Annotated in this window: 9 protein-coding genes; 1 reads left to right on the top strand and 8 read right to left on the bottom strand. The window is 40.4% G+C overall.

Translation table 11 applies throughout. The features are described from left to right. Positions 1-4: 4 nt before the first annotated feature. Positions 5-1,192 (bottom strand): ankyrin repeat domain-containing protein, encoded by a 1,188-nt coding sequence (locus tag ABIB30_RS11240; RefSeq protein WP_354302030.1) that lies wholly within the window; start codon positions 1,190-1,192, stop codon positions 5-7. Between the two features lie 77 nt (positions 1,193-1,269). Beyond that, entirely contained in the window at positions 1,270-1,932 is a 663-nt protein-coding gene (locus ABIB30_RS11235) for an START domain-containing protein (RefSeq protein ID WP_354302028.1), read from the bottom strand. A gap of 246 nt (positions 1,933-2,178) precedes the next feature. Between ABIB30_RS11235 and ABIB30_RS11230 the strand changes: the two genes are divergently transcribed. Next, on the top strand, positions 2,179-2,961 hold the full coding sequence (locus ABIB30_RS11230; RefSeq protein WP_354302026.1) for a murein L,D-transpeptidase catalytic domain family protein: 783 nt from the start codon (positions 2,179-2,181) through the stop codon (positions 2,959-2,961). A gap of 40 nt (positions 2,962-3,001) precedes the next feature. On the opposite strand, the gene ABIB30_RS11225 is transcribed toward ABIB30_RS11230, so the two are convergent. The 6 genes from ABIB30_RS11225 to ABIB30_RS11200 form a co-directional block, all read right to left on the bottom strand. Beyond that, the gene (locus ABIB30_RS11225) at positions 3,002-6,682 is read right to left on the bottom strand and encodes an AAA family ATPase (protein WP_354302024.1); all 3,681 of its coding nucleotides are present in this window, start codon (positions 6,680-6,682) and stop codon (positions 3,002-3,004) included. After that, positions 6,679-7,905, bottom strand: coding sequence for an exonuclease SbcCD subunit D C-terminal domain-containing protein (locus tag ABIB30_RS11220; RefSeq protein ID WP_354302022.1), 1,227 nt, complete (start codon positions 7,903-7,905; stop codon positions 6,679-6,681). Before ABIB30_RS11220 ends, ABIB30_RS11225 begins: the two co-directional genes overlap by 4 nt. A 59-nt stretch (positions 7,906-7,964) precedes the next feature. Beyond that, positions 7,965-8,393 carry a flagellar basal body-associated FliL family protein gene (locus tag ABIB30_RS11215; RefSeq protein ID WP_354302020.1) on the bottom strand — a complete coding sequence of 143 codons (429 nt, stop codon included), beginning with the start codon at positions 8,391-8,393 and terminating at the stop codon, positions 7,965-7,967. A 223-nt stretch (positions 8,394-8,616) separates the two neighbouring features. Next, positions 8,617-9,384 (bottom strand): hypothetical protein, encoded by a 768-nt coding sequence (locus ABIB30_RS11210; RefSeq protein WP_354302018.1) that lies wholly within the window; start codon positions 9,382-9,384, stop codon positions 8,617-8,619. A gap of 452 nt (positions 9,385-9,836) precedes the next feature. After that, positions 9,837-11,249 (bottom strand): TolC family protein, encoded by a 1,413-nt coding sequence (locus ABIB30_RS11205; protein ID WP_354302016.1) that lies wholly within the window; start codon positions 11,247-11,249, stop codon positions 9,837-9,839. Beyond that, positions 11,236-14,430 (bottom strand): efflux RND transporter permease subunit, encoded by a 3,195-nt coding sequence (locus tag ABIB30_RS11200; RefSeq protein ID WP_354302014.1) that lies wholly within the window; start codon positions 14,428-14,430, stop codon positions 11,236-11,238. Before ABIB30_RS11200 ends, ABIB30_RS11205 begins: the two co-directional genes overlap by 14 nt. Positions 14,431-14,441: the final 11 nt, after the last annotated feature.

Here is a 14,441-nt window from a genome sequence, read left to right as displayed (position 1 = left end):
TTAATTATTTTGCTGAATTGGACATTAATAATTGTACTGTTTTTATCTTGATATTGTTGTTGGATGCCAGCATTAAAGGGGTTTCTTCGTTACTGTTAACCACATTCACATCCGCTCCCGATTCAATCAGCAACTTTACCTTTTTATAAATATCCTTTGCTTTCTGTTCATCTAACACAGTATTATAACCACATACCTTGTGCAAGATCGTCTCGCCCAGATCATCCTGTTCATTAATCTCTATTTTACCTGTTTCCAGTGCTATTTCTAAAGTTTCGAAGGATTTCTCAGCTAACCAGTCCAGACCGGATTTTTGCTGATCATAATGTGGTGCTTTCTGATTAATATCTGCACCTGCTTCTAAGAGCTTTGGCAGCATACTGATATAGGAATTATTACTCAGACGGCTTAAATAAGAAGATAGCAATGTATTTCCAGTGTCATCAACCTGATCGAAATCTGGCGTAGTATAGGCTGCGAGTTTATCATACAGCTTTTCACTGCACTGGTCTACTACCGCACGGGTAAAAGCAGTTTTGCCTTTCTGGTCCTGCACATTTGCATCTGCCCCATTTTCTAAAAGCAAATCCAGGTAATCAATTTTATTGTTATTAATAGCCGCCATCAGCGGCGTTTCTCTGACTACATTGGCTTTATTGACATCTAAACCAGCATCAATTAAAACCTCTATATAAGCGATCGCTTTTTCAGGAGCCATCATTCTTTTATTGACTACCTCATAAAGCAGGCTTTGTTCTGCATTATTCGTGTAATTAACATCGCAGCCGGCATCAATCAGACATTGGATAATTTTCACATCCGCCCCATTTTCAAATGCATAACTTAATAAGGTAACATTCCCTATCTCATCATTAAGATTGTCCAGTTTTCCAAGAAAAACTGATAACCAGGCAATTGATTCCTCATCTGCTGGAAATTCTCTGATTATAGTTTCAAAAATTGTATTCCGGAAAGAGTCATACTCGTAAATATCAGTTTCAATAGTTTTATCCGCAACCCAAAGGTCAATAATATCAAATTCTTTAGCTTTGATAACCTGACTGAAAGGAAGGGTGAAATTGGGTTGACTGGTTACTTCTTTAGAGATTTTCTCTCCGCTCTGGAGTAAGGATTTCGCTTTTTCAAAGTCTCTGGATTGGATTGCACTTACAATTTCACTTTCGATTCTCATTATACCTATAGTTTTCTGTTTACAAGTATAACTCCAAATACGACCAAATGTTTTACAGCAGCGATAATATATTTTCTTTAATCACTAATAAGCTTAAAGTGTGCTTTTTTATACACGTCCTTCTGCACATGCGCTTTCAGGTTTCTAAACGTTTCCAGCGGGCCTTTGGTAGCAAAAAGATTAATTAACCAGGCTGGTATATTTCCCATCGGATCAACCTCCAGTACATATTCCGCCCTCACTTGATTTTTACTAACCGGTGTAATGGTCCATTTCCCAACCGAATGGCTGATCCTGACTATATTTTTCTTTTCGTCCACGTAACCTGGGATGCATGGAGAATTTACGGTGATCACTTTAGTCTGAGGATCTTGTTCCGCTTGTATATGCACTACATAATCACGATCCTCTGCTGGCCATGGCACTTCAACAAGGGAGTAATAGATGAGATCCAGTGGAGAAACCTGTTTAATCAACACATTTTCTTTGCTATGGTAAACCCATTCACCACAGGTTTGTATATCTAAAATAGCAGCGAGCAGTTGTGAGCAAGCAGCTGGTATGTTGCTGACTACTTTAATTGCCCTGATTTTAGAATGTTCAATTGGCCTGGTATACACCTGAATACCTTCTTTATTAACAGATAAAGTCCATTTTTCCTGAGCTGAGGCCAGGTTCAGCCCGGTAAAGAGTAAAAGAAAGGAAAGAAACAGGGCGTAAGAATTGGTGAGCTTTGACATAAAAAACTGCCGCATAAAAAGATAATTTAACCGGGCAGTAAAAATACATAAATCGTATTTACAGGACTATTTTTATATATTTATATAAGTCATCATGAAGTAATTATACCACTTTTTTGTTCTAACCATTTAGATTTCAGTACCTTTGTTCAACTAAAACTAAAAAAACCTCCTCAAAACCTACATTATCTGAAGAAAAAAACTACCTAATTAATCGTATCAAACATAGCACTTAAACCCCAATCTATGAGAAAATACCTTTTAGGCGGAGCAGGAATAACATTTAGCATACTTGCCCTGACCATTATAATTAGCTGGATACCTTGTTCAAACCGGAATTTACCGGACAAAGTTGTTACCCAAGACTCCCTTTACAATTTGCATGTAAACAAAATCTATCATGCAGCCCATCTGGAACAAACAGGTCTTAGTCATCAGGTTTTTGAGAAAGCATTGACTGGATTTTATAACCTTAAAAATGTTGGGAAGGTTTCCAGTGAAAAATCTATTTTAACCATCGCAGACTTCGACCAGAACAGTACAAAAAAGCGGCTCTGGATCATTGATCTTTCCACAGACTCCCTGCTATTAAATACCTGGGTAGCGCATGGTCAGCGTAGTGGTGATGATTTAGCGACCCGTTTCTCTGATGCTACTGATTCTTACGAAAGCAGTCTTGGTTTTTATGTGACTGCCGAAGTTTATAAAGGAAAACATGGACGCTCACTTCGTCTGGATGGTATGGACGAAGGTTACAATTCAAACGCCAGAAGACGCTCTATTGTGGTTCATGGCGCACCTTATGTAAGCCAGGGAACGATTAATGAGTTAGGAAGACTAGGACGCAGCCAGGGTTGCCCGGCCGTGCCAGCAGAGCTATCAGATAAAGTAATCAATACCATTGAAGGGAGAACTGTTATTTTCATCAATGGAACACATCAATCTTATTTTTCAAAATATCTGGACGTGCATCTTGCAGCAAATATCGTTGTCCCTATGCAAGACAGTAGTTTAATCGCCCGTATATAAATAACTTTTTAGGCAGATCAAGTCATGATGCTCAATTGTTTTATTGAGCATCATGACTTATCAGTTCCCCATAGCTAAACAATGCTATTTTACTTGATCCTCCCGGTTGTCTGCTCAGTTGTATCTGTGTACCAATTCTTTCCTTCAAAGTCTCGACATGCGAGATAATACCTATACTCTTCCCATTCGCCTGCAGGTTCTCCAATGCCGTAATCGCGACATCAAGCGTTTCTGCATCCAGTGTACCAAATCCTTCATCAATAAACAGCGAATTGATCTGTACTTTGCGGCTCGCCAGATCTGATAAACCTAAAGCCAGCGAAAGGCTGACCAGGAAACTCTCTCCACCAGAAAGCGTGGACATTGGCCTGATTACATCTGCCTGGTACCCATCAATGATTTGCAGATCCAGATCTTTTTCAGGACTTTTCAGAATACTGTACCGATCACTTAACCGCAGCAAATGACGATTCGCCAATTCTGTCAGCCTTGCTAAAGTAAGTCCCTGCGCAAAGCGGCTGAACTTTTTACCATCAGCAGATCCGATCAAAGCGGCCAGTTTCTGGAAGCGATCCGACTGTTTTTGCTGTTCAGCAATTTGCCCGGCAACTTCACTATGTTTTAATTTTAGCAGATCATCTTCAGCAAGCTGATGTCTTAACCTCACCATCTGCTCTACTAACACTCTCAATTGCTGGCTATATTCTTCCAGCTGAGGACTGATGACCTCAGTGGTTTCTTCTGTTAGTGCTTTTTGTCGTTCCACTTGCAGATCCTTTTCAGCTGCCAATAAAAGGCTTTTGCCAGATGCTATTTTCTGAGCAGCCTCTTTCTGTAACTCCTCTGCAGCCTTAGCCTCCTGTTCAGGTAAATACAATTGCTTCAACTCCGTTAAACTTTGTAATCCTTCTTGAGTAAGCTTGCCCATGAGCTTGGCTAAATGGGTATTAAACACCTCCTTAGTCGATAAATAAGAAACATGCAGTGTTGCTTTCCGGTCTTCAATAATTCGCACTTTAGCTTGCTTCTCTTGTAATGCACGCTGAAAATTCTCGGCCTCTTCCCTATATTTCTTTAAAGCATTGACCAATTGCATTCTTTCCTGCACAGGATCTTTTGAACCAAAAAGTTCAATACGATCTTCTTGCAATTGCTGCCAAACCTTTTCTTCTTCCCTCAATTGTCCAGTTAGCAATTCGATCTGATCCTTCTTCTCATTCCATACCAAAAGGCTGTTCTTAAGTTCCGTTTCCTGCTGACGAAGATCAGGTTGTAACTGGTTTAACTCCCTTTCAGAGGTCTGATAACGTTCAAACCTTTCCTTCATTTCCGATATAATTTCCTCAGCACGTTCTGCCTCAAAAAGAATCCCGAATGGCTTAGTCAATTGAACAGCTTTAGCCACGACCACTTTAATCTCCTGCCCGGCTGCTTCAAGCTCCTGACTAGTTAAGTTTAATTGTTTTTCAGCAAAACTAATAGTTAAACCTGCTTGCTCAATCTTATTCCGCTCCTGTGCTGAAATTTCTTTTTGCGTGTTAACTTGTAGCTCCATTGCAATGATTTGCGCTTGCGTATTCTTTACGGCCTTTAATTGAACTTCTAAAGCTTGCTGTTGTAATTTCTTTCTCTTAATTACTGCCTCTATAATTGCAGGCTTAACAAGCTCTAAAGGCTTAGGTAACTTCTTATTATTTGCATTAAACTCCAAAAGACTTTGTGCAATAGCTTCCTTTAAAACCGCCAGAGATTTCTCACTGGTCTGCACTTGATGATCCAATGTATTCAGCGCGATCAGCTGTTGATTTAAATTCTTTTTCAGCAAATTAACCTGCTCCAGTTGTTGATTACGTCTGGTTGCCGACTCCGTTAACTTACTGGTATATTTTCCCTCTACAAAGGGATGATGTACCGAGCCGCAAAGCGGGCAAGGTTGTTCTGGTTCCAGTTGTAAACGGTCTGCATCATACTTCTGCACTTTTACTTCCAGCTCATAAATTTGCTGCAAATAGTCTAGCTGGGTTGCGCCATCCGCACTTTCCAATTCCAGTTTAGCTATTACTTGCGCGACAGCAATCTTTTGCTTTTCGTAAGTCTCTAAAGCCGCAGTCAATGCATCTTGCTCTGTCAAAAGCTTATGGTATTGGCCAGACAAACGTAACTGTTGTTCGGAAGTCTGAATCAGCACAGGCAATGTGCTAAAATCTGCTTCTAGTTCTTCTACAGTTTTCCCAGCCAAAGTGTGTTGTAACTCCTGACTAAACCTGGCTATTGCTGCCTGAAATTCAACCAGCTTCAGTTCCAGCAAACCACTGTTTTTTTCGGCCTCCATAACAATCAGCTTACCTTTTTCTGCCTGGGTTTTATACTCCAGCAAATGTTTCTGCTTGCCCGCAGCACCTGCTTCTAAACTCTTCAGCTGCTGTACCATCTGGCTAAATACAATCACTTCCTTATCCAGCTCACGTTCTTTAGAATTACCTTTCAGCCACTCTGAAAGTAGATTGATCCGTTGCTGTAAAGCCTTTAACTGCTGATCCATACGCAGCCGGTCAGTAGTAATGGTTTGAAGACTTAAATTAGCGTCATCAAAAGACTTCCTGATCTTATTCAGCTCACTTTTAGCCTGTTCAATTAACAAATCTTTCTTTGCTACTGCTTCAAAAACCGGTTCCGACTCCGTTATAGTTTGTTCTGTTAATCCAATTTTCTGTTTGGCCTGCTCTAAAGCAGTTTTCATCACGGCTTCCTCTTTAACTAAATCCGGATGCGCTGCTTCTGCCTGCTGCAAATCACTCTTGATTTTAAGTTGCTGGCTTTCTATGGTGGCTAATTCCGCTAATGCAGGGCGATGAACCAATGCAGATAAATGCTTTTGAAGCCTGAAAAAACGATCTTCATGTGAAGCATAAAAAAGCTCATCTGCAGACAAACTCTGCAGCAATTCCGTTTTCCTGGTTTCTAATTTGCCAAGCGTATTCAGCCAGTCAATTTTAGTCCTCAATAATGCCTCCTGCACTTTCAAATCGCTCTCCTGCTCAGAAAGTGCCAATAAACTATCCTGATAAATAGTCCTTTCCTCAGCAGCCAGTAAAACCACATGATCCAGTTGTCCTCTTAGCTGATCCAGTTTCGCCCGTTCTTCTTTTGCTTTTTCATAAGCATCCATAGAAATCTGCGAATAAATACCAGTATCGGTTATCCTTTCCAGCAGTTCACTTCTTTCATTCTCATCCGCTTTCAAAAAGCGTGTAAAATCTCCCTGCGATAAAATTACAGAACGTAAAAACTGGTTATAATCCAGTCCGCATAACTCTACAATCTTATCTCTCACTTCCTGCAAAGGATGCTCAATAATAATGGTGCCACTAACCGCTTCGGCGAGCTCCATTTTTTGTGTTTGCAATGCACCTTCTGCTTTTCCGCGGCTACGCCTGATAGACCATTTGGCCCTGTATAATTTATCTTTGACTTCAAACTCTACTTCCGCAAAGGACTCGCCTGTATGCCGCGTCATAATTTCAAATACATCTTTGGTATGGCGATGTACCCGTCCATACAAAGCGACCGTAATCGCATCCAGTATCGTTGTTTTTCCAGCACCAGTGGGCCCGGTAATCGCAAAGATTCCGCTCTCAGTAAAAGGAGGTTGATCAAAACGAATCTCATGCTGCCCTTTCAGGGAATTAAGATTTAAAAATTTGATACTTATAATCTTCATCCCTTATCCTCCTTTTGTGCCATATATTCCAAAACCTCTTTAAAAGTAAGCAGCAAATCTGCATGATCCTCTTCTGGATATTCCGCCTCACACCGCTTTAAAAACACGGTCTGCGGATCAAGATCAGTCAATGCCATAGCCTCATGCGTTTGTTCATCCAGATTCCGGATTGCTCTTGTTCTGAGCTGACGGGGAAATAGCCGCTCTATAAAAGGCTTATTGACGATCAGCGTATTCAACTGTTCCTCTAAATCAAAAATGAAGGCTTCTGTTTCCACCTGAACCTCTACCCATGCCGGATATAATGTTCCAGGATCTTCCAGTAAAACCAATTTAGTCTTCACCTTTTCAAAATCGCCCTTAATCCGGATCAGCTTGCGATAACCAGGCACTTCAACTTCTACGAGGCTAACTAACTCACCCTCTTCAAATTCAAGAACAATAACTTGTTTTTTATCGTCAGTTTCAGAAAAACTCAATGGAATTGGGGAACCTGAATACCTGATATGATTCATTTCATTGATCACCTGAGGCCGGTGAATATGCCCCAATGCAACATAATCAAACTCAACCGGAAACTGATCTCCACCAACCTGCCCCAGATTACCCACATGGATCTCTTTTTCACTATCCGAAGTACTGGCCCCAGCAGCAAAAAGATGCCCTGTAGCAATTACCGGAATATGGTTAGCCTTATATTCCACAATATATTCTTTGAAACGATGATAATGATCGCAAATCCCCTGTTTGATACGGTTTTCTCTTTCTTCAGCAGTCTCGCCCGAAACAGAAAGTCTGATATCCCGGTCACGCAGAAAAGGAACGGCACAAACTACCAGCTCCAGTTTACCCGAAGGATTGTGTATTTCTATAATCTGATCTGTAAATTGTTCAGGGACACCGCCAACAATATGTACATTAAAGTACTTGAGCAGCGTAGAAGGGGCATTCAGGGTACTGATAGAATCATGATTGCCCCCAATAATGATGACTTCTCTGCAGTTGGTATCCTTTACTCTTCTTAAAAAACCATAATACTGCTCAAAAGCTGTATTAGAGGGACTGCCAGTGTCAAAAACATCACCAGCAACGATTAAAACATCTATTTTTTCGGTCTGTAAAGTCTGTATCAGCCAGTCAAGAAAAGCCTGATGCTCATCTGTACGTTCACTTTGTTCCAGTCTTTTTCCCAGGTGCCAGTCGGCCGTATGAAGAATTCTCATTGCCTGCTAAATTAAACAATTGCCCAGACAATTGTTTAATTTAGGCAAAGCCTGTTCCATTAGTTTTGTATATTCACCCCATTACCAGGTGCAGCAGAAATCAAACTATCTACTACAAAAACACTTACCCCTCTCCAGGGCAGTGGACTGATATATTCTTTATAATGCACTTCAATATTAGAACCTGCATTTTTATTCAGCTGTTCAGCAACCTTCGGATCTGTTACCGAAAACATAAACTCATTAGAAGCTATATTTCCCGGAGCCTGAGAACGTATTCCAGTCTGAATGATACGTCCTTCATTTGTCTTAAACATATATCCCTTTTTCACGAAGTAATTCAGCTGACCTGCCTTTACACCTTCACCAAAAACAAAGAAATATCTATAATAGCCAAAACCGGCCAAAAATAAAACGACAACCAATATTAATATAGCCCAGAATTTACTTCTTGACTTTTTTTGCGGAGGAGTATTTGTATTTTCCATAGAAGATGTTTTCTATGTCGGTAATCAACAACTGTTCCACAATCTACATTCGTTATCTCAACCCTCTCAGAATCAATCAAACGCGGATAATACCTTCAAAACATGTCCTGAAAATCAATACAATATCCAATTCATCAGACCAATTTACCCGACTGAATTGTAAGCTTCAAATCACTTACCCTATCCCCGCCCATTTTCAAAATATACCAAGGCATTGCGTGTATTAAAGGTTCTGATTATTTTGTGGCAGCAAGATTTTGTCAAGCCCCAGCTGATTCCATAGCGGATTATCTTTTTGGCCAGAGCTATGGGAAACAAAGCCCGGAGTCCATTTATCGGCATGATATGCATTAGGTTGTGCATAATACCAGGTTGTCATAATTTGCTCGATGAAATCCATCGTTCCTACATATACTACTGAGAATGATACTGATGGATAATTTCTCACAATATAGCATATCGTTAAAGGATTAGCGACTGCAAAACCAACTTCACCAAAGTTTAAGGGAAGCATTGCGCCTGCATTATTAATAACAGTGATGCACGGGGCTATTAAAAGTTTCAATTGTGCCACCTTTGCGGGATCATTTTTGTCGTCCGCATTCATCCCTGCACTAATAAAGAGTGCCTCTACCTCATCTGAGTTTGACCTGAACACCAGTTCGGGCGTATCCCCGATCGGAGGGTGACCTGTAACGACAGGGCCTTTTGAAACGCTACTGCCAAATTTGCAAGCAAAATATGCATCTGTTAACCCAAATGGGTCATCACCAATTTTGGCATTGATAACGTCATCTATACATCCCCCTTTTAAGCTACTTAATGCATTTTTGGTGTTAGCCAAAGTAGAAAGAGTACCATTCTTAGCGCTACCAAATGTAGCCGCATCCGAATTAGTTTGATCTTTTTTACATCCTGCAATAGTGATAAAAAATGTAACACCCAGCACTGCAAGGAGGTAGGACACTTTTTTTGGCGATTTTTTTTTCATAGCGATAGATTAATTGAAATATTATCAAAAATAATGCTATTTTTTATACACCAAAATTAAATACACTTAAATAAAAATATAAATATTTTCACATCAAACACCTTATTCAATAATTATGTTAACAATAAAAAAGGGATACAAAACCAAAGTAATGTACCCCTTCTAAAATTCTTCTAACATAAAGCAATCCAGCCGGACAACCCTTGTAAATAATCCAATCCAGATATGACTTCGAAAAAAAACAAGGATGATAAATGTGAAGGCATTCGTTCCGAGCCTCTTCGGCGACGGCAATGTCGCCGAACATTATTATCCTTGTTTTTTTAGAGTTTACTTCCAACCCAGATATGACTTCGAAAAAAAACAAGGATGATAAATGTGAAGGCATCCGTTCCGAGCCTCTTCAGCGACGGCAATGTCGCCGAACATTATTATCCTTGTTTTTTTAGAGTTTACTTCCAACCCCCACCTAAAGCCCTGTACAACTCAACCACCGCATTTAACTGCGCAGTCTTTACAGTTGCTAAATCCAACTCACTCTGCAACGCATTACTCTGTGCATTAATCACTTCCAAATAATTCGCCATACCGCTTTTAAACAACATATTCGCATTGCTCAAACCACTCTGCACAGTTCTAACCCTTTTATCAGCAATCACATACTGCTCTTTCAACTTTTCAATTTTAACCAGTTCATCAGAAACCTCACCAACCGCAGTCAAAACCGAAGACCTGAACTGAATTACTGATTTCTCACGGTCAACTAAAGCAACCTCATACTGAGTCCTTAACTGTTTACGCTGAAAAATCGGCTGCGTAATCCCACCAGCAACCACACCAAACAATGACCCTGGAATATTAAACCAGTTACTCGCCTTAAACGAATTCAAACCACCATTTGCAGTAATCACAAGAGAAGGATATAAACTTGCTTTCGCAATTCCAACCTTTGCATTCGCTTTCACTAACTCCAGCTCTGCACTTTTCACATCAGGTCTTAAACTTAACATGCGTGAAGGAATACCAGTACTCACCTGATCCTGAACATTGATCGAATTTAAAGTTCCGATCCTTGCAATAGTCTTAGGGAAAGCACCTGTTAAAATACTCAAAGCATTCTCTTCCAAAGCTATTCTTTGCTCCAATTGAGGAACCAGACCAGCAGCGACCAATTGTTGAGCCTCAGCTTGTTGAATTGCCAGTGAAGTTACCTGTCCAGCATCAAACTGTAACCTGATAATATTTAACGTACTATCATTTAAAGACAAGTTTTTCTTAGCAATTTCCAGTTGAGTATCCAACATGATCAATCTATAAAAACTCTGTGCAATATTGGAGACTAATCTCGTTTGAACAGCCTTTTTAACCTCAGCAGACTGCATAAAAGCCGCGCCTGCTGCATTTCTCTGGTTCGCAATTTTACGCCAGATATCTGCCTCCCAGCTTAATCCGCCAGTTACACTATAATCCTCAATATGTTTAGACTGAGAAAACTGACCAATCTGCAAACCATTCAAACTATTGTCTGAAGGACGACTTGAATTTGCTCCAACCTTTAAATTTAACTCAGGTATATTACCCAATTTTGACTGACTAAATAACAAAGCCGCAGCTTCCATATTTTTCAGTGCAATCTGCATATCGTAATTATTCACGATCGCAGTATCAATCAGATTTCTGATCGTCTGTTCCTTAAAAAAATCTTTATAAGGCAGTGCTGCAATACTCGCCGTGTCAGTTGAAACACTACCCCTGAATTTTTCAGGAGCAGCATTCACTGGTAAGGGAATATCTTTAGATACTTTACAAGCACCCAGCACGAGTACAAGTAAAAGAGCAGTATATATACTTTTATACGGTTTCATATTCATTAATATTAATAGATTCTTCATGTTCTTCTACAACTGTATCCTGTGGTTTACCCGTAACTTTTTCCTGTAAAAACTGGAAGATCACGAACAATACAGGAATGATGAACAATCCAAGGATAACCCCTGTAATCATCCCGCCAGCAGCACCAATACTAATGGAGTGGTTACCTAAAGCAGAAGGACCACTTGCACGCATCATCGGGATCAACCCAACCACAAAAGCAAGGGAAGTCATGATAATCGGGCGAAGTCTTAACTTAGCAGCCTCTAAAGCAGAAGAAACCAAAGTATTCCCCGCTCTTCTTCGCTGAACCGCGAACTCTACAATCAGAATCGCATTCTTCGCCAGCAGTCCAATCAGCATGACCAATGCCACCTGCACATAGATGTTATTCTCAATTCCAGTTAAGCCGATCGCAACAAACACACCGAACACACCAGTTGGAATAGATAAAATAACAGCTAATGGCAGGATGTAACTTTCATATTGAGCAGATAAAAGGAAGTATACAAACACTAAACACAACCCAAAGATGATCACAGACTGACCACCAGAAGTAATCTCTTCCTTAGTCAAACCAGTAAACTCATAAGAGAAACCTGAAGGCAATTGCTGTGCAGCTACTTCTTCTACCGCTCTGATCGCATCACCAGAACTATAACCTGGCTTAGCCATCGCATTCACACCGATGGAGTTAAACAAGTTATAACGGGACACTGTTTCCGGGCCATAAACCCTTTGTAATTTCACCAAAGTATTAATCGGCACATTTTCACCAGCTCTGTTTTTCACAAATACATTATCCATCGAAGAAGGATCAGCACGGTCAGCAACATCTGCCTGCACCATTACCCTGTAGTACTTTCCAAACCTGTTAAAATCTGAAGCCTGTGCACTACCAAAATAGGCCTGCATTGTTGTTAACACATCTCTTACAGACACACCCAGCTGTTCAGCTTTAGCTTCGTCCAGTTGAAGTTCCAACTGCGGATAATCCGCTCTGAAAGTAGTAAAAGCAACTGCAATCTCAGGACGTTTCATTAGTTCACCGATAAAGTTATAGGCTACACCACTGAATTTACCAATGTTACCTCCTGTTTTATCCTGTAACACCATATCCAGACCGTCGACGTTACTGAAACCAGGAACTGTAGGGAAAGTAAATACGAAGAAGTTCGCACCTTTAACACCTGCAAGTTTACCTCTGATCACATTCATGATCGCATTGATATCTTTTACCTCTCCACGTTCTGCAGTAGGTTTCAATAATACGAACATCGCACCAGCAGATGGACTGTTTGACTGTGTAAGCAAGTTAAAACCACCCAGTACGTTAAACAATTTGGTAAAAGCTAACGGTCTTAATAAGACCTCTGTTTCTTTCAATACCTGTGTACTTCTTTCCAGCGAAGCACCAGCTGGCAATGACATCGAAATCGCGATGAAGCCTTGATCTTCTGACGGAATAAATCCTGTAGGTGTTCTTTTCACCATCCATACTGTAGCAAGGATAACGATTAATAAACCAGCTAAACCTACCCATTTAGTACGGATCAGGAATTTCAAGCTACCTACATATCTGTTAGTTAAAGATTCAAAACTAGTGTTAAATCCTTTAAAGAAACGTTGTTTAAAACTAGTTGGAGCCGCAGCAGTACCATGATCCGCTGTATGTGTTTCTTTTAAGAACAGGGCACATAATGCAGGACTCAATGTTAACGCGTTCACAGCCGAAATTACAATCGCAATTGCCAGTGTAAAGGCGAACTGTCTGTAGAATACTCCGGTAGAGCCTTCCATAAAACCAACAGGCAGGAACACCGCACTCATGACCAGGGTAATCGAGATGATCGCTCCTGTAATCTCATGCATCGCCGCAGCCGTTGCTGGTTTTGGACCCATTTTTTTATGCTCCATTTTCGCATGGACAGCCTCAACAACCACAATCGCGTCATCGACCACAATACCAATGGCCAGTACCAATGCAAATAAGGTTAACAAGTTAATCGAGAAACCAAAAAGCTTCATGAAAAAGAAAGTACCTAAAATCGCTACCGGAACAGCAATCGCTGGAATCAGTGTAGAACGGAAATCTTGTAAGAAGATAAATACAACAATAAATACCAGGATAAATGCCTCAATCAGTGTATGGATTACCTGATCAATAGACTGATCCAGAGAAGTTTTAGTGCTGTAAACCACATCATAAGATACGCCTTTAGGAAATTCCTTTTCAGCTTTTTTCATGAATTTAGTGATCGCTATCTGAATCTCATTTGCATTTGATCCACTTAACTGCTGAACCGCAATATTCAGACCTGCTTTACCATTTACACGGGTCAAATTCGAATAGGTATAAGAACCTAACTCCACTCTTGCTACGTCTTTAAGACGTAAAAATGACCCATCAGCATTAGAACGGATAATCATGTTCTGATACTCTTCTGGTTTGGTTAATTTACCTTTATATTTCAGTACGTATTCAAAAGCGTTCTTACTGCTCTCCCCGAATTTACCCGGAGCAGCTTCTAAGTTTTTATCTTTAATAACCGCCATTACTTCATTTGGCGTTAAATTATAAGTTGCCATTTGTGCAGGGTTTAACCATACACGCATCGAATAATCCCTGCTACCACCAAATATATTTGCCTGACCTACCCCTTGAATCCTTTTTAACTCAGGAATTAAGTTGATCTGCGCATAGTTGGCTAAGAACGTCTGATCATAGCTTTTCTCATTATCGGTGTGTAAATCTACCACCATGATTAAGCTGTTTTGTTGTTTTGCAGTGGTTACCCCTGCTTGTACAACCTCAGCAGGCAACTGACTTGTAGCTTGTGCTACACGATTTTGTACGTTTACTGCCGCCTGATCCGGGTCAGTACCTAGTTTAAAGTAAACCGAGATTACCAGTGAACCATCATTACTCGCTGTTGAGCTCATGTAGCTCATGTTTTCAACCCCGTTGATTGATTCTTCCAGAGATGGCGCTACAGAACGTAATACAGTTTCGGCATTTGCACCGGGATAAAGCGCAGTTACCTGAACAGCAGGAGGCGCGATATCTGGAAATTGCTGTAAGGGCAATTTAGTTAGTCCCAATACCCCCAGAATCACCAATAATATGGAAATAACAGTGGCTAAGACAGGTCTGTCTATAAATTTCTTAAACATGATATGTTAAA

The sequence above is a fragment of the Pedobacter sp. UYP1 genome, assembly GCF_040547305.1.
Lineage (GTDB): Bacteria > Bacteroidota > Bacteroidia > Sphingobacteriales > Sphingobacteriaceae > Pedobacter.
Note: the sequence above shows the minus strand (reverse complement) of the source record. Positions and strands in the feature narration are given on the sequence as shown.